The 19,540-nt window shown below is 62.2% G+C and carries 19 protein-coding genes, 2 pseudogenes and 2 riboswitches; of the genes and pseudogenes, 12 read left to right on the top strand and 9 right to left on the bottom strand.

The features are described from left to right. A pseudogene (locus V476_RS26350) lies at positions 1–299 on the bottom strand (Lrp/AsnC family transcriptional regulator); the annotation flags it as partial. Between the two features lie 173 nt (positions 300–472). Here V476_RS26350 and V476_RS29045 point away from each other — a divergent pair. From V476_RS29045 to V476_RS29035, 4 genes are read left to right on the top strand one after another with little or no spacing between them, the layout of a single operon-like run. Next, the gene (locus V476_RS29045; protein ID WP_248833026.1) at positions 473–898 is read left to right on the top strand and encodes a hypothetical protein; all 426 of its coding nucleotides are present in this window, start codon (positions 473–475) and stop codon (positions 896–898) included. After that, positions 829–2,844 carry an indolepyruvate ferredoxin oxidoreductase family protein gene (locus V476_RS29040; RefSeq protein ID WP_248833025.1) on the top strand — a complete coding sequence of 672 codons (2,016 nt, stop codon included), beginning with the start codon at positions 829–831 and terminating at the stop codon, positions 2,842–2,844. Before V476_RS29045 ends, V476_RS29040 begins: the two co-directional genes overlap by 70 nt. Continuing rightward, entirely contained in the window at positions 2,795–3,220 is a 426-nt protein-coding gene (locus V476_RS29215) for a hypothetical protein (RefSeq protein ID WP_346243010.1), read from the top strand. Before V476_RS29040 ends, V476_RS29215 begins: the two co-directional genes overlap by 50 nt. A 58-nt stretch (positions 3,221–3,278) precedes the next feature. Further along, positions 3,279–3,944 (top strand): DUF6537 domain-containing protein, encoded by a 666-nt coding sequence (locus tag V476_RS29035; RefSeq protein ID WP_346243012.1) that lies wholly within the window; start codon positions 3,279–3,281, stop codon positions 3,942–3,944. A gap of 111 nt (positions 3,945–4,055) precedes the next feature. On the opposite strand, the pseudogene cobM reads toward V476_RS29035, so the two are convergent. From cobM to V476_RS26325, 4 genes and pseudogenes are all read right to left on the bottom strand, one after another. Then, positions 4,056–4,806, bottom strand: a pseudogene (gene cobM / locus V476_RS26340) (precorrin-4 C(11)-methyltransferase). A gap of 32 nt (positions 4,807–4,838) precedes the next feature. After that, complete coding sequence (locus V476_RS26335; protein WP_024959902.1) at positions 4,839–5,288, bottom strand: cobalamin biosynthesis protein; 450 nt, start codon at positions 5,286–5,288, stop codon at positions 4,839–4,841. Further along, the gene (locus tag V476_RS26330; RefSeq protein WP_024959903.1) at positions 5,266–5,988 is read right to left on the bottom strand and encodes a CbtA family protein; all 723 of its coding nucleotides are present in this window, start codon (positions 5,986–5,988) and stop codon (positions 5,266–5,268) included. Before V476_RS26330 ends, V476_RS26335 begins: the two co-directional genes overlap by 23 nt. 10 nt (positions 5,989–5,998) lie before the next feature. Then, the gene (locus V476_RS26325; RefSeq protein WP_003342053.1) at positions 5,999–6,181 is read right to left on the bottom strand and encodes a CbtB domain-containing protein; all 183 of its coding nucleotides are present in this window, start codon (positions 6,179–6,181) and stop codon (positions 5,999–6,001) included. Between the two features lie 99 nt (positions 6,182–6,280). Beyond that, a riboswitch (cobalamin riboswitch) is annotated at positions 6,281–6,495 on the bottom strand. A gap of 215 nt (positions 6,496–6,710) precedes the next feature. Continuing rightward, a riboswitch (cobalamin riboswitch) is annotated at positions 6,711–6,934 on the top strand. 119 nt (positions 6,935–7,053) lie between these two features. On the opposite strand from V476_RS26325, the gene cobW reads away from it, so the two are divergent. Genes cobW through V476_RS26305 form a run of 4 tightly spaced genes read left to right on the top strand, consistent with a single transcriptional unit; the run spans position 7,054 to position 13,582 of the window. After that, positions 7,054–8,118, top strand: a complete 1,065-nt coding sequence (cobW, locus tag V476_RS26320) for a cobalamin biosynthesis protein CobW (RefSeq protein ID WP_004417420.1) — start codon at positions 7,054–7,056, stop codon at positions 8,116–8,118. Between the two features lie 3 nt (positions 8,119–8,121). Beyond that, positions 8,122–11,886 carry a cobaltochelatase subunit CobN gene (gene cobN / locus V476_RS26315; protein ID WP_024959904.1) on the top strand — a complete coding sequence of 1,255 codons (3,765 nt, stop codon included), beginning with the start codon at positions 8,122–8,124 and terminating at the stop codon, positions 11,884–11,886. After that, on the top strand, positions 11,886–12,917 hold the full coding sequence (locus V476_RS26310; protein ID WP_024959905.1) for a magnesium chelatase ATPase subunit I: 1,032 nt from the start codon (positions 11,886–11,888) through the stop codon (positions 12,915–12,917). Before cobN ends, V476_RS26310 begins: the two co-directional genes overlap by 1 nt. A 53-nt stretch (positions 12,918–12,970) precedes the next feature. Next, positions 12,971–13,582 (top strand): vWA domain-containing protein, encoded by a 612-nt coding sequence (locus V476_RS26305; protein WP_024959906.1) that lies wholly within the window; start codon positions 12,971–12,973, stop codon positions 13,580–13,582. A gap of 156 nt (positions 13,583–13,738) precedes the next feature. Here the strand turns inward: V476_RS26305 and V476_RS26300 are convergent, their stop codons facing one another. Next, positions 13,739–14,005, bottom strand: a complete 267-nt coding sequence (locus V476_RS26300) for a hypothetical protein (protein WP_003315350.1) — start codon at positions 14,003–14,005, stop codon at positions 13,739–13,741. A 329-nt stretch (positions 14,006–14,334) separates the two neighbouring features. Here V476_RS26300 and V476_RS26295 point away from each other — a divergent pair, with 329 nt between their 5' ends. Then, positions 14,335–15,660 carry a sigma-54-dependent transcriptional regulator gene (locus V476_RS26295; RefSeq protein ID WP_024959907.1) on the top strand — a complete coding sequence of 442 codons (1,326 nt, stop codon included), beginning with the start codon at positions 14,335–14,337 and terminating at the stop codon, positions 15,658–15,660. Here the strand turns inward: V476_RS26295 and V476_RS26290 are convergent. Beyond that, entirely contained in the window at positions 15,637–16,182 is a 546-nt protein-coding gene (locus V476_RS26290) for an AAA family ATPase (RefSeq protein WP_024959908.1), read from the bottom strand. The two genes, V476_RS26295 and V476_RS26290, sit on opposite strands and share 24 nt — an antisense overlap. Further along, positions 16,179–16,742, bottom strand: a complete 564-nt coding sequence (gene pnuC / locus V476_RS26285; RefSeq protein ID WP_003394750.1) for a nicotinamide riboside transporter PnuC — start codon at positions 16,740–16,742, stop codon at positions 16,179–16,181. The genes V476_RS26290 and pnuC overlap by 4 nt, the downstream gene beginning before the upstream one ends. A gap of 251 nt (positions 16,743–16,993) precedes the next feature. On the opposite strand from pnuC, the gene V476_RS26280 reads away from it, so the two are divergent. Both V476_RS26280 and V476_RS26275 read left to right on the top strand, forming a co-directional pair. After that, positions 16,994–17,824, top strand: a complete 831-nt coding sequence (locus tag V476_RS26280; protein WP_003394753.1) for an undecaprenyl-diphosphate phosphatase — start codon at positions 16,994–16,996, stop codon at positions 17,822–17,824. Next, positions 17,821–18,255 (top strand): DUF1294 domain-containing protein, encoded by a 435-nt coding sequence (locus V476_RS26275; RefSeq protein WP_003422931.1) that lies wholly within the window; start codon positions 17,821–17,823, stop codon positions 18,253–18,255. Before V476_RS26280 ends, V476_RS26275 begins: the two co-directional genes overlap by 4 nt. Here V476_RS26275 and V476_RS26270 read toward each other — a convergent pair. Next, entirely contained in the window at positions 18,250–18,618 is a 369-nt protein-coding gene (locus V476_RS26270) for an MmcQ/YjbR family DNA-binding protein (protein ID WP_003342070.1), read from the bottom strand. The two genes, V476_RS26275 and V476_RS26270, sit on opposite strands and share 6 nt — an antisense overlap. Positions 18,619–18,744: 126 nt before the next feature. Between V476_RS26270 and pcaD the strand changes: the two genes are divergently transcribed. Beyond that, complete coding sequence (gene pcaD / locus V476_RS26265) at positions 18,745–19,536, top strand: 3-oxoadipate enol-lactonase (RefSeq protein WP_024663694.1); 792 nt, start codon at positions 18,745–18,747, stop codon at positions 19,534–19,536. The last annotated feature ends 4 nt before the right edge of the window (positions 19,537–19,540 follow it).

Here is a 19,540-nt window from a genome sequence, read left to right as displayed (position 1 = left end):
GTAGCACTCCAGCACCTCCGGGTGGCCGATGATTGCCTCCTCGAACTCGGCCAGATAGCGGCGGCCATGGCCTGACAGCTTGACCTCGACGAACACGGTCATACTCAGTCCCAGCTTCTGGGTACTGAGCAGGGCGACCGTGCGCTCGATCACCCCGTCTTCCTGAAGCCGGTGAATGCGCCTCCAGCACGGCGATTGCGACAGCTCGACCCGTTCGGCGATTTCCGGGCCGACAGGCTGGCGTCATGTTGCAGCAGACGAAGAATCTTGCGATCGATGGGGCTCAATTTTGGCTGCATGAATTGACCTTGTTTTTTGTTCTGGCCGAAAAAAGCATGCTGAATATCAGCAGATTTGCGCGCATTTAGAAAGAAAAAGCCTCTTTGCTGCTGGCAGTCTAGTTGCAAGGCTGCCGGGCAGGACCGTCCCGGCTTACAAGACCTGACCCTATAAGAACAAGAGAGGTATTCGCATGTCCCTGGCTGATATTCGTCTGGATGATAAATACCGGCTTGCCACCGGCAATCTGTACCTGACCGGCACACAGGCCCTGACCCGCCTGCCGATGCTGCAAAAGCAGCGCGATGAGGCACAGGGCCTGAACACTGCCGGGTTTATCTCTGGCTACCGCGGTTCGCCGCTGGGTAATCTGGACAAAAGCCTTTGGGACGCCAAGGACTACCTGCAACAAAACGCCATCCATTTTCAGCCGGGCATCAACGAAGAACTGGCCGCCACGGCGGTCTGGGGCAGTCAACAGGTCAACCTGTTCCCGCATGGCAAGTACGATGGGGTGTTCGCCCTCTGGTACGGCAAGGGGCCGGGGGTGTGGACCGCTGCGGTGATGTCTTCAAGCACGGCAACTCGGCCGGTGTTGCGGCCAACGGCGGTGTGCTGATCCTGGCGGGCGACGACCACGGCTGCAAATCATCGACCATCGCTCACCAGAGTGAGCATGCGTTCATCGCATCGATGATCCCCGTGCTCAACCCCAGTAATGTTCAGGAGATTCTCGACTACGGCATCATTGGCTGGGAGCTGTCGCGCTACAGCGGTTGCTGGGTGGCGATGAAGACCATTGCCGAGAACGTCGACTCTTCTGCGGTGGTCGAGGTCGATCCTTTGCGGATCAAAACCCGTATCCCTGACGACTTCGATATACCCGAAGGCGGTTTGCATATCCGCTGGCCGGACCCGCCGTTGGCCCAGGAGGCGCGACTCAACACCTACAAGATCTACGCGGCCAGGGCCTTCGCCCGTGCCAACCAGCTCAACAAGGTGGTGATCGATTCTGCGCAACCGCGGCTGGGCATCATCACCACCGGCAAGTCCTACCTGGACGTGCGTCAGGCCCTCGAAGAGCTGGGTATTGATCAGGAGCTGTGCGAGAAGGTCGGGATTCGCGTGCTCAAGGTCGGCATGAGTTGGCCGCTGGAGCCGGTGTCGGTGCACGACTTTGCCGAAGGGCTGGACGAGATTCTGGTGGTCGAGGAAAAACGCAGTGTCATTGAAGACCAGTTGACCGGTCAGCTTTACAACTGGCCTGTTGAGCGCCGGCCAGTGGTGGTCGGCGAGTTCGATGAGCAGGGCCGCTCACTGCTGCCGAACCTCAGCGAGCTGACCCCGGCAATGATTGCCAGGGTGATCGCCAAACGCCTTGCGCCGTTCTACAGCAGCCCGCAGATCGAAGCGCGCCTGCAGTTTCTCAGCGACAAGGAGCAAGCGCTGCAGGCGCCGCTGTTCACCACCCAGCGCACCCCGCATTTCTGCTCCGGCTGCCCGCATAACACTTCGACAAAGGTGCCGGAGGGCAGTCGCGCCCTGGCCGGGATCGGCTGCCATTACATGACCATCTGGATGGACCGCGAAACCGATACCTTCACCCAGATGGGCGGCGAGGGCGTGACCTGGATCGGTCAGGCACCGTTCACCGAAACCCCGCACGTTTTCCAGAACCTGGGCGACGGCACCTATTTTCACTCGGGGCACCTGGCGCTGCGTGCGGCAGTGGCGTCCAAGGTCAACATTACTTACAAGATTCTCTACAACGATGCGGTGGCCATGACGGGTGGCCAGCCGATCGACGGCGTGCTGCGCGTCGATCAACTGAGTCGTCAGGTATTCAACGAAGGCGTGCACCGCATCGCGCTGGTTTCCGACGAGCCGGACAAGTACCCGAATCGTGAAGACTTCGCACCGATTACCACCTTTCATCATCGGCGCGATCTGGACAGCGTGCAGCGCGAGTTACGCGAGTTCAAAGGCGTGTCGGTCATCATCTACGACCAGACCTGCGCCACTGAAAAGCGCCGCCGTCGCAAGCGCGGCACCATGCCTGACCTGGAAAAGCGCGCGTTGATCAACCCGGCGGTGTGCGAGGGTTGCGCGATTGCGGGGTCAAATCCGGGTGCCTGTCTGTACTGCCCAAGGAAACGGCGCAGGGGCGCAAGCGCGAAATCGATCAAAGCGCGTGCAACAAGGATTTCAGCTGCGTCGAGGTTTCTGCCCGAGCTTCGTCACCGTGCATGGCGGCAACTGCGCAAGCCTGCGTTGCCCAAGCAGGTCGAAGCATTCGCGCGTCTGCCGGAACCGGCACTGCCGTCGCTCGACAGGCCGTTCAATATTCTCCTGCCGGGTGTCGGCGGCACTGGGGTGACCACCGTCGGCGCGATGCTGGGCTATGCCGCGAATCTGGAGGGCAAGGGCTGCAGCGTGCTCGATCAGGCCGGTCTGGCACAGAAATTCGGTCCGGTGGTCAGCCATATCCGCATTGCCGCGCGCCAGGAGGATCTGTTTGCCGTGCGTATCGCCGCCGGTGAAGCGCACCTGCCTGCTCGGCTGTGACTTGCTGGTGGCTGCCGGCCCGGACGCGATCGCCAAGCTCGATAGCAAGATTTCCCATGCGGTGGTCAACAGCCAGCAAACACCGACCGCCGAGTTCACGCGCAATCCGGATGCCGTGTTTCCGGCCGAAGCCATGAAGCAGACCATCATTGAGGCGGTCGGCGCGGCGAAGACCCACTTTGTCGAAGCCACATCACTGGCTACTCGACTGATGGGCGACAGCATCGGCCAGCAACCTGTTCATGCTCGGCTATGCGTTTCAGCTGGGCCTGATTCCATTGACCTCGGCGGCCATCGAGAAGGCCATCGAACTCAACGGCGTAGCGGTCAATCTGAATCAGCAGGCGTTTCTCTGGGGGCGTCGTACTGCGCATGATCCTGCCGCTGTGGAGGCCTTCGTCAACCCGCAAAACAAGGTCAGCGAGCCGCAGCCAATGGATCTTGATCAACGCATCCAGAGCAATGTCGATACCTTGAAGCAGTATCAGAGCGCCGCCTACGCCAAGCGCTATCTGGCATTGGTGCAACGCGTACGCGACAGCGAATCGCGCGCGTTCCCTGGCCAGCAGCCGACGCTGACCGAGGCCGTGGCATTCAATTACTTCAAATTGCTGGCCTATAAAGACGAATACGAAGTGGCGCGGCTGTACAGCAACGGCGAGTTTACCCGCCAGTTGCAAGCGCAGTTCGAGGGTGACTATCGACTGGAGTTTCACTTGGCACCGTCGTGGCTGGCCAAGCGCGATCCGCACAATGGCCTGCCGCGCAAACGTAGTTTTGGCCCGTGGATGCTGCGCGCGTTCGACGTGCTGGCGACGTTCAAATTCCTCCGTGGCACGGCGCTCGATCCGTTCGGTCGCAGTCTCGAACGTCAGCAGGAGAGGGCGCTGATTGACCGCTATGTCAGCGATATCGAACTGATCCTGCAACACCTTCAGGCGCAGAATCGCCACACCGCCTTGAGTCTGGCACGCCTGCCGGAACGCATTCGCGGCTATGGCTACATCAAGGAAAGCGCCATGAAAGCGGCTGCCGTGCAGGCCGATATTCTGCGCAAGAGCCTGGAAAGCGGCGAAGTGGCCGCGCCGAAGCCTGTATGAGGCGGCTGCCTGAGGAGGGCAATACCGATCAGCGTGCCAGCCCAGCGTTGGCACGCTTTTCATCACGCCATGCGTCGCCGCTCATTACTGCGATCACCATGGCGGTACTGACTACACCGGCCTGAACAGGTGGGCATGCCCGGCGCGGTAAAGCGAGGACTCGCTGAAGGTGTCATCGGCAAGTACACGTCCGACCAGAATCAGCGCCGTACGGCGAAAGCCCTTGGCCTGTACCTTTTCCTGAATATCTGCCAGCGTGCCAACGGCCCAGTCCTGATCCGGCCAGCTGGCGCGATGCACCACGGCAATCGGGCAGTCGGCACCGTAATGTGGCATGAGCTCCTCGACGATCCGCTGCAGGTTGTTCACCCCCAGATGAATCGCCATGGTTGCCCGATGGCTGGCCAGACTGGCCAGTTCCTCGCCGCTGGGCATTGAGGTCTTGTCGGCATAGCGGGTCAGAATCACGCTCTGCGAAACGTCCGGCAGGGTCAGCTCGACGCCCAGCAACGCGGCGCAGGCAGCGGTCCGCGGTCACCCCCGGAATGATTTCGAACGGAATGCCCAATTCGCGCAGATGGCGGATCTGCTCGCCGATAGCGCCATACAGGCTCGGGTCTCCGGAATGCACGCGCGCCACATCCTGGCCCTGTGCGTGCGCGCGCGTGATCAGCTCGATGATCTGCTCCAGATGCAGTTCGGCGCTGTTGGTCACCTGCACGGCCTGATGACCTTCCAGCACGGCGAGGGGCACCAGCGAGCCTGCGTAGATAATGACCGGGCAGCTGCGAATCAGGCGTTGGCCCTTGACGGTGATCAGCTCCGGATCGCCAGGGCCTGCGCCGATAAAATAGACAGTCAATGAATTCTCCGGGGTGAGTGAGCGCGGGGAGATTATCCGCTGTGCGCAGGGCTGATTGCCAAGGCAAATGTGGCCTGCGCGCTTTTCTGCCGTTCGATCAGCAGGGTGGCCGTACCGTCGCCCAGTTGCGCCGCCAGTGCCAGGGCCGAGCCCTCGGCGACGCCATGACAGCCCGTGTTCTGGAACACCTGCGCAGAACGGTGCGTGAGGTGCTGTTCCCACGCCACCAGTTGCGCGGCGTTGAAGCACACCAGTGGCACAGCCAGTTGCCCGGCCAGCTCAAGCAGGCCGGGCTCGGTTTCTTTCAGGTCGATGGACGCCAGCGCGGTCACCCGGCCAATGTCCAGCTCAAGTGCCTGCAGGCTCTGCTCGAGCAGATCGCGCAACAGCGCAGCCGAGCAGCCGCGCCGACAGCCCAGCCCGGCAACCAGAGGTGCGCCGGGTTGAAGGGTCGCTGGATCAGGCCTGATGCAGGTCGACATTGGCGGTGTGCACGTCGTTTCTGCGGAACAGCCAGGCACTGATCAACCCCAGCGCGACCCAGAACAGCGCGTTGGTCAGCAGCGAGGCAATCATGAACTGCGATTCCAGAGCTTCGGGAGCCAGGCTTTCATGGACCAGCGGCTGTGGCGCGCCAAGCACATGCGGGACCAGCAGAATCGCCACACCCAGCGCTTTGAGCAGCCAGTTCTGACCGAACACCAGCAAGGCCAGCCCGGCGGCAGTCGACGCGGCAGCGCCGAGCCACCACAGTTGCCGCTGACTCAGCTCGGCGGCGGCTGTGCCTGGCAGTTCGGGTGGCAGCCCAAGGGTCGGGGCCAGCACGAACACGGCAAAACCGGCCAGCCCCCACCATGCGCCTTGCACGGTGCGCCCCGGCGCCCGCAGGGTGTAAAGCCCGGCAAGCATCAGGGCGAAGCCCACCGCGACCACCAGGTTACCGCCAGTGGTGGACAGCACACGCTGCCAGCCGTTTTCGGGCTCCCAGGCCGCTTCGTCATGGGCATGGCTGTGTTCGGCCATCGCGCCCTCCGCGTGCTGATGCAGTTGCTCGGCAGGTGCGTTTTCGTAGGTCTCGGCCTGCTGGATCAGCGGCACCACCCACAGGCTTTGCAGCAGCGTCAGCAACAGGGCGGCGAGCAGGCCGGTGAAACCTGCGGTGTAGGCGATTCGCTTGAACATTGTGAGGCCCTCAATGGCAAGGAAAGGCAGCGCTGTGACGGGTATCGTGTGCCGCGTTGTGCACGGCCGCGATGTGCGAGAAACCGGCGAAATACACCAGGCAGGCGCCGAGAAGCGCAGCGCTGATGGCGGCTGTCAGGCGTTGAGTGCGTGTGGAGCTGGGCGCGGCGGCGTGGCTGCTGATGGTCGACATGGCGTTCCCTCTTGTTGGTAATCGGCAAGTGGGCCACGCGCAAAAGAACCTGCCGGCAGACGCCGGAGGTTTCAACTGCGCCCGCCCACCGCGGGTTTGTCATTGCAAGCATATCGGGCCGGTCTCCGGGCTCGCGAGGGACCAGGACGTCAGTGCGTCAAAGCCTGCAAGGTCACCTTCCCATGCCAGCGGCACAGTGGATCAGACCTACTCTCGCTTACCGTTGCGGGGGCAGCACCGGACTTGCTCGACAACGCGAGCGCACCGGTTTCCCGTTTCACCCCGTGAGGGGCACCCGAAACAAGGCGCACAGGAGACCATGGGCGGCGGGGCAGCGTCAATCTGAACGATTGACCTGTCTGCAGTCACTGCGTAGCCTTGCCGGTTCCAAGCTGTGTAAAAACTACTGCGCTTGGCAATACTGCGTTAAAAACAGGCGAAAAATGCTCATTTAGAACACCTAGAGTCGGTCGCGACCCCGGCCGTTTTCGCCTGTTTTTGCCTTGTCTTGCCTTCGCTCGTGACGTTTTTACACACCCTGGTTCGAGGTTCTCCCCGGGTAAAACATCACCCAGTGGAGCTAAGACGGGAATGCGGTACATGCCGCAGCTGCCCCCGCAACTGTAAACGGTCATGTTCATTGCACAGCCACTGCTGCGGCGGGAAGGCGCGATGAATGCGTGTCGGCACATTATTCATTGTCTGCCGCACGCCGCCGTGAGCCAGGAGACCTGCCTCGAACGGGCCACACGTGCTGCGGTCCTGGAGAATTCTCACTACAACCGGGCGGGGTGATCCGGTGGCGATCCGATCTGCGTGTCCTGCATGCGGCTCTCGTCCTGTTTGCCCGCCGCATTGCCAAAGGGCACCTGATGAAAACACTGGCCAAGCTTCCCGTCACCATCGTCACCGGCTTCCTCGGCTCGGGCAAGACCACCCTGTTGCGGCACATGCTCGACAACGCCGAAGGGCGGCGCATTGCGGTCATCGTCAATGAGTTCGGCGAGCTAGGCATCGACGGAGAAATCCTCAAGCAGTGCACGATCGGCTGCACCGAAGAAGAAGCCAACGGCCGAGTGTACGAACTGGCCAATGGCTGCCTGTGCTGCACCGTGCAGGAAGAGTTCTTCCCGGTCATGCGCGAACTGGTCGCGCGCCGTGGTGACCTCGACCATATCCTGATCGAAACCTCGGGTCTGGCGCTGCCCAAGCCGCTGGTCCAGGCTTTTCAATGGCCGGAAATCCGCAACGCCTGCACGGTCGATGCGGTGATCACGGTGGTCGACAGCCCGGCGGTACTGGCCGGTACTTTCGCTGCCTTCCCGGATCAAGTCGATGCGCAGCGCAAACTCGATCCCAACCTGGATCATGAGTCGCCCCTGCACGAACTGTTTGCCGATCAGCTGGCCAGCGCCGATCTGGTGATCCTCAACAAGGCCGACATGATCGACGCCGAAGGTCTGGCGACAGTGCGTGCCGAAGTTGCCGAGGAGCTGCCGCCTGCGGTCAAGGTGATCGAAGCCAGCAGTGGTCGCCTGCCGATCAGCGTGCTGCTGGGTGTCGGTGCCGAGTCCGAACTGCATATCGATGCTCGCAAGACCCACCATGATCACCACGACGATGACGATCATGATGACCACGATCACGACGCGTTCGATTCGATTTCCCTGAAGCTGCCGCAAGCCGATGAGAAAGTCCTGCTCGATGCACTGAATCAACTGGTGGTGCAGCACGGCATTCTGCGTGTGAAGGGCTTCGCGGCCATTCCCGGCAAGCCGATGCGCCTGCTGATTCAAGGTGTCGGGACTCGTTTCGACAAGCACTTCGACCGCGCCTGGCGTGCCGATGAAGAGCGTGCCACGCACCTGGTGCTGATTGGTCAGGAGCTGGATGCCGCAGCCCTGCAAGCGCAACTCAATGCTGCGATTGTCGGCTGACCCATGCATTTACTGAGAACCCAGCCCGGCGGTTTCGTACCTGACGACAATATTGCCGATCTGGGCCAGACCCCGGCCGAGCTGGTGATTCTCTGCAGCGGCGACTCCAGCCTGGCGCTGCTGGCCGAAGCCGCCCGGCAGCTCCCCGACGACTACCCCAGCCTGCGTCTGGCCAACCCGATGCAGGTCCAGAATCACGCCTCTGTCGACCTGTACGTCGATGAAGTGCTGCGTCACGCAAAGGTCATTCTGATTTCTCTGCACGGCGGTATTGGCTACTGGCGCTACGGCGTCGAGCGGCTGATGGAGCTCGCGGCACGCGGCGTTCAGGTCATTCTGGTGCCCGGTGATGACCGTCCTGATCCGGAACTGAGTGATCTGAGCACCGTGCCTGCCGTGGAACGCGACCGACTCTGGCAGTTTCTGCGTCAGGGTGGCCTGCAGAACGCGCTGCAGTTGTACAACTGCATGGCCAGTCGCTGGCTGGACCGCGATTATTCCTGGGTCGAGCCCGCGCCGTTGCCGCGCACAGCCATCTACCATCCTCGCCTGGCAAGCGCGCAGCTTGCCGATTGGCAGGCAGACTGGCTTGCCGAGCAGCCAGTGGTGGCGCTGCTGTTCTATCGCTCGCACCTGCAGGCCGCCAATACCGGTTTCATCGACGAGTTCTGTGTGCGCTTGCAGGCGCAAGGCATCAACCCGCTGCCCATTGCTGTGGCCAGCCTCAAGGAACCCGGCTGTTTCACTCAGGTGGAGGACTGGCTGGATGAGGCTGAAACCGAGCTGATCCTCAATACCACCGGTTTTGCTCAGTCGAGTCCGGAAGCGCCGCATCTGCGTCCGTTCCGGCGCAACGTACCGGTCATTCAGGCCATCTGCGCGCAGGACAACGAGCCTGCCTGGCAGGCCAGCGAACAGGGCCTTGGCGCTCGTGATCTGGCGATGCACATTGCCTTGCCGGAGCTGGATGGACGCATTATCAGCCGGCCGATCAGCTTCAAGGACCTGGCCTGGCGCAGTGAGCGCAGCCAGTCGGACGTGGTCTGCTACCGTGCCCAGCCGGACCGGATGGATTTCGTCGCGGAACTGGCGCGGCGCTGGATCGAACTTGCGCGCCTGCCCAATGGCGAAAAGCGCGTGGCGCTGATTCTCGCCAACTACCCGACTCGCGACGGAAGGATCGGCAATGGTGTGGGGCTCGATACCCCTGCTGCGGCGCTGAATATTCTGCGCGCCATGCAGGCCGAGGGCTATCCGCTGGCACCGTTGCCGGACACTGGCACCGAACTGATCCAGCAACTGCTGGGCGGCGTGACCAATGATCTGGACAGTATCGACCAGCGCCCGTGTCACCAGAGCATGGCGCTGGAGGAATACCTGGCGGCGTTCAACGAACTGCCGCAGGAAAATCGCGATGCGGTGAATGCCCGTTGGGGCACGCCGGACACCGACCCGATGTTTCGCAGCGGCCGGATGATGATCGCCGGACTGCGCTTTGGCCTCACGTTCATCGGCATTCAACCGGCACGGGGTTATCAGGTCGACCCGAGCGCGGTGTATCACGACCCGGATCTGGTTCCACCCCATGGCTACCTGGCGTTCTACTTCTGGCTGCGCAAGGCCTACGGCGCGCATGCGGTGGTGCATGTCGGCAAGCACGGCAACCTCGAGTGGCTGCCGGGCAAGGGCGTGGGGTTGTCGCGAACCTGCTGGCCGGACGCGGTGCTGGGCGCTATGCCGAACATCTATCCGTTCATCGTCAACGACCCGGGCGAGGGCGCACAGGCCAAACGGCGCACTCAGGCGGTCATCATCGATCACTTGATGCCGCCGCTGACCCGCGCGGAGACCTACGGCCCGTTGCGTAATCTGGAACTGCTCGCCGACGAATTCTATGAAGCGCAAATGCTCGATCCGCGCCGCGCGCGCGAGCTGCAGCGTGACATTCTCGAACTGGTCCGTGAAACCCATATCGACCGCGAACTGGCGCTGGGCGAGAACCTCGACAGCGATGCCGACGCGGCGCTCTGGCTGCCACGTCTGGACACTTACCTGTGTGATCTGAAGGAATCGCAGATTCGCGATGGCCTGCATATTTTCGGTCAGTCGCCACAAGGCCGTCTGCGCATCGACACTTTGCTGGCGCTGCTGCGTATTCCGCGTGGTGACGGGCGTGGCGCGCAGTCCAGCCTGTTGCGCGCGTTGAGCAAGGCGTTCGAGCTGGACTTCGACCCGCTGAACTGCGAGCTGGCCGAACCCTGGATCGGCCCGCGCCCCGCTGCGTTGCAGGCCTTGAGCAGCGACCCTTGGCGCAGTGCGGGCGACGCGCGCGAGCGGCTGGAGCTTTACGCCGCCATCCTTATCGAACGCGTCACGCAGGGCGAAGCGTTGACCGACTTGCCGGCGCACGATGATCTGGCCCAGATTCTCGACAGCCTGCGTGACGTCGTCGCGCCGCGTCTGGATGCCTGCGGCCCCGGCGAAATGCAGGGCATGCTTGACGCGCTGAGTGGTCATTTCGTGCCGGCAGGCCCCAGCGGCGCGCCGAGCCGGGGACGCCTGGATGTGCTGCCCACTGGCCGCAACTTTTTTACCGTGGATGTGCGCAACCTGCCGACCACCACGGCCTGGCGAATCGGCTTCCAGTCCGCCAACCTGTTGCTGGAACGACACCTGCAGGACCATGGCGATCACCTGCGCCAGTTGGGCCTGTCGGTGTGGGGCACGGCGACCATGCGTACCGGCGGTGACGACATCGCCCAGGCCATGGCGCTGATGGGCGTGCGTCCGGTATGGGCGACGGGCAGTCAGCGGGTCGATGACTTCGAGATTCTGCCGATCAGCCTGCTCGACCGCCCACGAGTGGACGTGACACTGCGGGTCTCCGGTTTCTTCCGCGACGCTTTCGCCAACCTTATCAAGCTGTTCGACGCTGCGGTGCAGGCCGTCGCGGCGCTTGACGAGCCCGACGACATGAACCCGCTGGCGGCCAGGGTCCGTGAAGAACGGCAAGGCTTCATCGCAGAAGGCCTGAATGAAGAGGAGGCGGCGCGTCAGGCTGGTTGGCGGATATTTGGTGCCAAACCCGGTGCCTACGGCGCTGGCGTGCAGGGCGCTATCGATGGCCGTCTGTGGCAGAGCCGCGACGACCTTGCCGAGGTTTACCTCAATTGGGGTGGTTACGCCTATGGCGCTGCCGATGAAGGTACGCCCGCGCGCCAGCGCTTTGCCCAGCGGCTTTCTCAGGTGCAGGCGGTGCTGCAGAATCAGGACAATCGCGAGCACGACCTGCTCGACTCAAATGACTACTACCAGTTTCAGGGCGGCATGCTCGCCGCTTCTGAAACCCTCAGCGGGCAGAAGACCGCCAGTTACCATGGCGATCATAGCCAGCCCGACCTGCCGAAAATCCGCACCCTCAAGGAAGAGCTGAACCGGGTGATACGCTCGCGCGCAGCGAATCCGAAATGGATCGAAGGGGCCAAGCGCCATGGTTACAAAGGTGCTTTCGAGATGGCCGCGACCGTGGATTTCCTGTTCGCGTTCGACGCGACCACCGAGCTGATCGATGATCACCAGTACGCGCTGCTCGCCGACGCCTATCTGCTGGACCCGGCGACTCGCGATTTCATCGCCCAGCACAACCCCGATGCGCTGCGCGACATGACCGAGCGCATGCTCGAAGCCCAGCAGCGCGGCCTCTGGCAGGAGCCTGGCGAGTATCAGCAGGCGCTGGAAGACCTGCTCCTGGACATAGAAGAGAACTGATGACCGTGTCTGATTCAACGATGAGCGAAACTCCGCATTTTCCACTGGCCGCTGTGGTGGGTGCCGATGACCTGAAACTGGCGTTATGCCTGACTGCCATTGATCCGCGCATCGGCGGCGTGTTGATCGAAGGGCCAAGAGGCATGGCCAAGTCGACGCTGGCCCGCGGGCTGGCCGATGTGCTGGCCAGCGGTCAGTTCGTCACCTTGCCGCTGGGCGCTACCGAAGAGCGTCTGGTCGGCACGCTGGATCTCGACGCCGCGCTGAGCGAAGGCCGCGCGCGCTTCTCTCCAGGCGTGCTGGCCAAGGCCGACGGTGGCGTGCTGTATGTCGATGAGGTCAACCTGCTTGCCGACCATCTGGTCGATCTGCTGCTGGACGTCGCGGCCAGCGGCGTCAACCTGGTCGAGCGCGACGGTATCTCCCATCGTCATGCTGCGCGTTTCGTGCTGATCGGCACCATGAACCCCGAAGAGGGCGAATTGCGCCCGCAGTTGCTGGATCGCTTTGGCCTCAATGTGGCCCTGAGCGGCCATACGCTGCCTGCCGAGCGCAGTCAGATCATCCGTCGCCGTCTCGATTTCGACAGCGATCCGCAGAGCTTCTGCCGGCAGTGGCAAACGCAGCAGGATGCCTTGAAGCGGCGTTGTGAGCAGGCACGTCAGTTGTTGGCGGGCATCGAACTGGATGACCAGTCCCTGGCAATGATCACCGAGCGCTGCTTTGCCGCAGGTGTCGACGGCATGCGCGCCGATCTGGTCTGGCTGCGGGCTGCGCGTGCTCATGCGGCGTGGCGGGGTGCGGGGCACATTGAAGAGCAGGACATCGAGGCCGTTGCCGAATTTGCCTTGCGTCACCGGCGCCGCGAGCCCTCGCCACCGCCGCAGAATTCCGAGGCACCGCCGCCACCAGGATCGTCCAGCAAACAGGCCGAGCCTGAAAGCGGGCAGGGCAGTTGGGGTGAGTTGCCCGCCCAGGCAGTCACGACCGGATCACGCCGCGAAGTGCCGAGCTGGCCAAAAAAGCCCTAGGCATCCGTCCCCGCGCCATACAGGGGGCGGATGCCATTCCCCGTCCCGGTCGACTGGCCAGCGGCAGGCAGGGCGCTGTGCGTGTCGGGGCTGATGGACCGGTGCAATGGTTGCCGACGTTTTTGCGCGGTCAGCCGAAGAGCCACAAGGACCTGGTGCGTCAGCCGCGTAGCAGCCGGCCCAGCGAGTTATTGCTGGTGATTGTCGATGCTTCGGCGTCTACCCGCCGCCATCAGGCGTTGAGTCAGGCCAAGGGCCTGCTGTCGCAGATGTTCGACGATGCCTATCGACGCCGGGCTCGGCTGGCCTTGCTGACCGCCAGCGGCACTGCGCCACGCTGGCAACATCAGGGGCTGAAGGCCTCATCGGCATTGATACCCTGGCTGGATGCACTGGGGGCTGGTGGTGGTACGCCGTTGCCGGAAGCGCTGCAACAGGCGGCTGAATGGTTGGCGCAACGGCAAAAACGCTATCCGGCCGAACAGCAGCGGGTTCTGGTGCTGACCGATGGTCGGATCAAGTCGTTGCCGGCACTGCCCGCGTTCGACTGCGCCAGTTTGCTGATCGATATCGAGAAAGGCCCGATCCGCCTGGGAAGGGCGCGGGAACTGGCATCGAGTCTGGGGGCCGAGTACCGGCACATTGATGAGTTGAAGCGGGTCTGAGGGTGGGGCCCCCGTCAGGCCCTGCTCTCTTGCCGATGCTCTGCGGGGTTGGCGCGCGCAGAGCATGGCACTGAGAACACATTCCTGCGGGCGCGGCGAGTGCGGCGACCCACAGGTTTTCCGTTACGCCAAGCGGGGAGCCGGCTCAGTCAGCCATCAAGCCGGCATGGTCCACGGCTCAAGGTCGTAGCCTTCGTTGCTGATTTCTGCACGGGCCTGTTCCAGAGCGCTGGCCAGCTGGCGCTTGTCGGAATAGGTGCTGCTCGGGATCTGCTTGCGACCGATACGGTTGCTGGTGCGGTCGATCACCGTCAGGCTCAGTTCGCCGTTACCGTCCTGTGGTGCCCAGGCAACACACTGGAAGGGTTCAAAAGCGTGTCCAGCGATCAGAAGTGCATCGTTGAAGCGCAGTGGGGCGTTCATGGTCGTTTCCTCAAGTGCCCATATCAATTCAGTCACGGCGGCGGGCTAACCGTCCGGCTGGTTACTTGTGTTGATGAACGACAAGGGGGCATGAGTCACACTGTTCAATGAAAATAGTTGCGAATTATTTTCGACGGGCGCGCGCATGGATGTCCCGGGCAAAAAGGGTCGGGCATGTAGCGCGTTAATGACTTCAGGTTATGACCGTTAGACCCAAACGGTACAACGCCGCGTCAAATATTTGCTAGGGTGATGATTGGGCTCGCCAACAGACTGTTTATAAAAAGCTTTTCAAAATCCCTCCATACGCCGGGCGCCAAGGAAACTTCATGCATGGATCGGCCCCAACACGACGTCTGTTAATGCTCGATGGCGGTGACGACTGTCATCCATTGATCCCTGTTCTGATCGAAGCCGGCTGGACGGTGCAGGAAAGCCCATCGGGTTCGGCAATCATTTCTGATTGTGATGTAGGCCTGATTCACCTGACGTCCGATCATTTTGAACACTTACCCAGGCTTGAGGCGCTGTTCGTTAACAGCCCGGTGCGCTGGATTGCAGTGCTGTCAGCCAGTGATTTGCGCCGCGAGAAAATCGGCGATTTCGTCTGCCGCTGGTTTTTCGACTTTCATACGCTGCCTTTCGATGCCGGTCGGCTGCACGCCTCGCTGGACAGAGCGTTTACGGCCGGGCCGCCGCCAGTGCAGGGCTCGCCATCGCCGTTCAGCGCGGACCCCGAGTTGCTCGGCGACAGTCGGCCTGTCCGTGAACTGCGCAGGCTGCTGAGCAAACTGGCGCCCACCGATTCGCCGGTACTGATCAGGGGCGAGCGGGGCACGGGCAAGGAACTGATCGCCCGCAGTCTGCATGCTCAGTCCTTGCGACGTGACAAACCCTTTATCGTGGTTGATTGCGCAGCGCCTGACGGGCAGTCGATCCACACCGTGCTGTTCGGTCATGAGGACGGTGGGTTTGACGATGCTCAGGCGCGTAGGGTCGGACTGCTTGAAGCCGCAGACGGCGGCACGCTGTTGCTCGACGAGGTCGGTGAGCTCCCGCTGGATACCCAGGCGAGCCTGCTGCGCTTTCTCGAAGACCGGCAGATCGAGCGCGCGGACGGCGGCGAGCCGATTGCAGTGGATGTGCGGGTGCTGGCCGCCACTCGCGAGGATCTGGAAACGGCCGTGCGCAAAAAGCGCTTTCGTGAGGACCTTTATTACCAACTCAATGTGCTGCAGGTCGGTGTAGCGCCGCTGCGCGAGCGCCATGGCGATCTGGCGTTGCTGGCTAACCATTTCGCCCATGTGTACAGTCAGGAAACCGGCAGGCGGGCGCGCAGTTTCAGTCAGGATGCGCTGGTGGCGCTGGGCAAGCACGATTGGCCAGGCAATGTGCGCGAGCTGGCCGGTCGCGTTCGGCGCGGGCTGGTGCTGGCCGAAGGCAGGCAGATAGCAGCGGCAAATCTGGGCCTGCTGGGCGAAGAGGACAGTGTTGGCAACATGGGCACGCTGGAGGATTACAAGTCCCGGGCCGAGCGTCAGGCCTTGTGCGACGTGTTGACGCGCCACAGTGACAATCTGAGCGTGGCGGCCAGAGTGCTGGGTATTTCGCGACCGACGTTTTATCGGCTGTTACACAAGCACCAGATCCGCTGAGTCGTCCAGCAACTGCGAGACAGCGCTCAGCGCCTGCTCGCGGCGCTGCTCCCAGCTACCGCCCACTATCCGGTAAGCCTGCTGGTGGTGTTCCAGCCATTCCCGGCTGGCGTTGAAAAAGGCCTTGCGTTCACCCAACTGCGGCTGGCAGCGCTGGCCGTCGCTGATCCAGTCAACGCCCTCGGGCGACAGCAGCAGGTGCAGGTCATAGGAACGGCTCAGCAGTTGCTGTTCGATCCACGCAGGGCAGTCGCCGAACAGCGTGCGGCTCCAGAGCATGTTGCTCAACAGGTGCGTGTCGAGTATCAGCAAGTTTGGCTCTGCGCCGCGCGCGGCGTCCTCCCAGGCCATTTGGCCCTGAGCGATGGCCGGGATATCGGCGTAATCTGTGTCGCGGCCCTGCTGATCGATGAAATACCGCACATATTCGCCGACCAGCAGGCCGCCGAACCTATGCTGTATCTCCGCCGACAGCCAGCTCTTGCCACTGGACTCGGGGCCGGTGAGGACCAGAACTTTCATCGCGCCAGCGCCAGATCGTTGCGCCACTCGCGCCAGCCCTGCACCGCCAGCAGGGTGAACAGGCCATACAGCGCAGCCGTCAGGTAAAGGTCCTTGTAGATGAACAGGCCGACGAAAATCACATCGAGCAGGATCCACAGCGGCCAGCACTGAACGCGCTTTTGCGCCATCCAGACCTGCGCCACCAGACTGAACCCGGTCAATGCGGCGTCCAGCCAGGGTTGTGCCGCATCGGTGAAATGCGCCATGCCGGCACCCAGTGCAACGCTGATGAGTACGCCGACTGCCAGCCCCTTGAGCACCGAACCGTTCTGCAACGTGGTTACGGCTTTGACCGGAAGGCCGTCACCGTGCCGGGTCCATTGCAGCCAGCCGTAGACCTGCAGGCCTGCGTAGATGACCTGCAGGAGCATGTCCGAATACAACTTCACGTCGAAGAATATCCAGATGTAAATCACCACCATGACCAGGCCAATTGGCCAGCACCAGGGATTCTGCTTCACTGTCAGCCAGACTGCGATAACGCCGATGGCGGCAGCGAAGAGTTCAAGCCCGGACATGGCGGCTCCTTGGTGAGGGTGGTGAGGGGCGGGGCCGGCGATTGTATGCGCTTCTGCGCGCGGCGTGCAGCTTGTGTTGCGCCGGAGCTTACGTCAGCAGGCGTTGTGCGTGCAGGTCTGCTAGCATTCCGCGCCTTGCATTTGCGCGAGTTTCTTCAAGCTTCGTTCAGGCATGTGGCGGCATAGTGGCAAGCATTTTTTACACGACAACATTAAACAGCGAGCCTGCGGCATCGCTTCATGGGGGAATGATGGATCTTTGGACCGCTGCTCAGGCGTTGATATTGGGTGTTGTAGAAGGGTTGACGGAGTTCTTGCCGATCTCCAGTACCGGGCATCAGATCATCGTCGCCGACCTGATCGATTTTGGCGGCGAGCGTGCCATGGCCTTCAACATCATCATTCAGTTGGGGGCGATTCTGGCGGTGGTCTGGGAGTTTCGGCGCAAGATCCTCGACGTCGTCGTGGGTTTGCCCAAACAGCAACAAGCGCAGCGTTTCACCCTCAACCTGCTGATCGCCTTCATGCCTGCCGTGGTGCTGGGCGTGATTTTCGCCGATACCATTCACCACTACCTGTTCAATGCCATTACCGTGGCCACGGCGCTGGTCATCGGTGGGGTGATCATGCTTTGGGCCGAGCGCCGCGAGCACACCGTGCGCACCGAAACCGTCGATGATATGAGCTGGAGCGATGCGCTCAAAATAGGCTTGGTACAGTGCCTGGCGATGATCCCCGGCACCTCGCGTTCGGGTTCGACGATCATTGGCGGCCTGCTGTTCGGCCTGTCCCGCAAGGCGGCGACCGAATTCTCGTTCTTCCTGGCCATGCCGACCATGGTCGGTGCCGCGGTGTATTCGGGCTACAAGTACCGTGACATGTTTCGCCCGGACGACTTCGCGGTATTTGCCATCGGCTTCATCACCTCGTTCATCTTCGCGATGATCGCAGTGCGCGGTTTGCTCAAGTTCATCGCCACTCACAGTTATGCGGTGTTCGCCTGGTATCGCATCGCCTTCGGCCTGCTGATTCTGGCGACCTGGCAGTTTGGCTGGATCGACTGGGCATCGGCCAAGGCATGACAGCGAACCGCGAGTCGTCACGGCCAGCCAGCCGTGGCAGGTCGCCGGTCCGGCAACTGCGCTTGAAGGTACTGGTGTTGTTGCTGCTGTGTGCGTTACCGGTTTACGGCACGGCGTCGCTGTGGCTGAGGCAAGTCACGCCGATCCCGGCGCTGGTCTTGATCGTCATGAGCCTGCTGGCGTTCGTGCTTTACCGGCATGACAAGCGACAGGCCGGCAACGCGGGCCAGCGCACCCCGGAGAACGTCCTGCATGGCGTCGAGCTGCTCGGCGGTTGGCCCGGCGCGCTGCTGGCGCAGCAGGTGTTCCGGCACAAGACCCGCAAGGTGTCGTTTCAGGTCGTGTTCTGGCTGATCGTGCTGGTGCATCAAGCGTTGTGGATTGACTGGCTGTTTTTGGGCAAGCGGCTTGTGCAACTGTTGCCGTTATAGCTTCAGGCCGATCTGCTGCCGTTTCGGCAGCTTGCCGACCACCAACTGGTGCGAGCGGGTCAGCAGGTCGCGCACCTCATCGGCGCTCAGTGTCTTCAGGTCGGCCACGCTGATCCAGTGCGCACGCGCCAGATAGGGCGCAGGTCGTATGCCGGGTCGATCCACGTAACCCAGAAACAATTCCGGGTGGACCTTGAACGCAAGGTCCTCGCCGACCAGATCCATGACCGCGAACATTTTCTTTTCGGCGACGGAAAAAACCCGTATGCCGCCCCACTTGTAGTCTTCACGCGCGCCTGGCAGGTCGAGACAGAATCTGGCGATGTCTTCCTTGTGCAGGGTCTTTTGCGGGCTCTTTGGCATGGATGCTCCCTGGGTTCTGACGGCGCACGGTAAGCTGTTCGATAGCCGCACGGATATTCGATCCGCCGATTGTATGCTGCTGCGACACTGATTAGTGTGCAGCTTTGCCTTTCTCCGGAGTCTCGAATGTCTGCCGTGCAACTCGCTGATGGTCAACTGAACTACCTGCTCGAAGGTCCGGCGGGCGCGCCCGTGCTGGTGTTGTCCAATTCCCTGGGCACTGATCTGCACATGTGGGACAACCAGGTGCCTGCCTTCAGCCGTCACTTTCAGGTATTGCGTTACGACACGCGCGGCCATGGCAAATCGCTGGTCACTGAGGGCAGTTACAGCATCGAGCAAAACGGTCGCGATGTGTTGGCGCTGCTTGATGCGCTGGACATCGACAAGGCTTTTTTCTGCGGCCTGTCCATGGGCGGGCTGATCGGCCAATGGCTGGCAATCAATGCGCCGCAGCGCCTGCACAAGGTCGTGCTGTGCAATACGGCCGCCAAAATCGGCAACCCTGATGTCTGGAATCCTCGTATCGAAACCGTTCTGCGTGACGGCCAGTCGGCCATGGTCGCGTTGCGCGATGCCTCGATCGCACGCTGGTTCACGCCTTCCTTCGCGCACGCCGAGCCCGCTGCGGTCGACACGGTCGTCGGCATGCTGGCACGTACCTCGCCACAGGGCTACGCAGCCAATTGCGCGGCTGTGCGCGATGCGGATTTCCGTGAGCAGATCGCGTCCATCGAACTGCCGGTGCTGGTGGTCTGTGGCACGGAGGACGCTGTAACAACCCCGGCGGACGGGCGTTTCATGGTCGAACGGATTCAGGGTTCGCAGCTCATCGAGCTGCACGCGGCCCACCTGTCCAGCGTCGAGGCGGGTGAGGCATTTACCGGCCCGGTGCTGGCATTTCTGACTGCCGAATGACCCG

The organism is Pseudomonas syringae KCTC 12500 (assembly GCF_000507185.2).
Classification (GTDB): Bacteria; Pseudomonadota; Gammaproteobacteria; order Pseudomonadales; family Pseudomonadaceae; genus Aquipseudomonas; species Aquipseudomonas syringae.
Note: the sequence above shows the minus strand (reverse complement) of the source record. Positions and strands in the feature narration are given on the sequence as shown.

What these genes read in the sequence shown, in the direction of transcription:
- V476_RS26330 (WP_024959903.1), bottom strand. Translation starts at nt 5,988, where the DNA reads ATGTTCAAGCGAATCGCCTACACCGCAGGTTTCACCGGCCTGCTCGCC.
- V476_RS26270 (WP_003342070.1), bottom strand. Translation starts at nt 18,618, where the DNA reads ATGCCAAAGAGCCCGCAAAAGACCCTGCACAAGGAAGACATCGCCAGA.
- pnuC (WP_003394750.1), bottom strand. Translation starts at nt 16,742, where the DNA reads ATGTCCGGGCTTGAACTCTTCGCTGCCGCCATCGGCGTTATCGCAGTC.
- cobN (WP_024959904.1), top strand. Translation starts at nt 8,122, where the DNA reads ATGCATTTACTGAGAACCCAGCCCGGCGGTTTCGTACCTGACGACAAT.
- V476_RS26275 (WP_003422931.1), top strand. Translation starts at nt 17,821, where the DNA reads ATGACAGCGAACCGCGAGTCGTCACGGCCAGCCAGCCGTGGCAGGTCG.
- V476_RS29035 (WP_346243012.1), top strand. Translation starts at nt 3,279, where the DNA reads ATGGATCTTGATCAACGCATCCAGAGCAATGTCGATACCTTGAAGCAG.
- cobW (WP_004417420.1), top strand. Translation starts at nt 7,054, where the DNA reads ATGAAAACACTGGCCAAGCTTCCCGTCACCATCGTCACCGGCTTCCTC.
- V476_RS26295 (WP_024959907.1), top strand. Translation starts at nt 14,335, where the DNA reads ATGCATGGATCGGCCCCAACACGACGTCTGTTAATGCTCGATGGCGGT.
- V476_RS26300 (WP_003315350.1), bottom strand. Translation starts at nt 14,005, where the DNA reads ATGAACGCCCCACTGCGCTTCAACGATGCACTTCTGATCGCTGGACAC.
- V476_RS26335 (WP_024959902.1), bottom strand. Translation starts at nt 5,288, where the DNA reads ATGTCGACCTGCATCAGGCCTGATCCAGCGACCCTTCAACCCGGCGCA.
- V476_RS26290 (WP_024959908.1), bottom strand. Translation starts at nt 16,182, where the DNA reads ATGAAAGTTCTGGTCCTCACCGGCCCCGAGTCCAGTGGCAAGAGCTGG.
- V476_RS26310 (WP_024959905.1), top strand. Translation starts at nt 11,886, where the DNA reads ATGACCGTGTCTGATTCAACGATGAGCGAAACTCCGCATTTTCCACTG.
- pcaD (WP_024663694.1), top strand. Translation starts at nt 18,745, where the DNA reads ATGTCTGCCGTGCAACTCGCTGATGGTCAACTGAACTACCTGCTCGAA.
- V476_RS29045 (WP_248833026.1), top strand. Translation starts at nt 473, where the DNA reads ATGTCCCTGGCTGATATTCGTCTGGATGATAAATACCGGCTTGCCACC.
- V476_RS26280 (WP_003394753.1), top strand. Translation starts at nt 16,994, where the DNA reads ATGGATCTTTGGACCGCTGCTCAGGCGTTGATATTGGGTGTTGTAGAA.
- V476_RS26325 (WP_003342053.1), bottom strand. Translation starts at nt 6,181, where the DNA reads ATGTCGACCATCAGCAGCCACGCCGCCGCGCCCAGCTCCACACGCACT.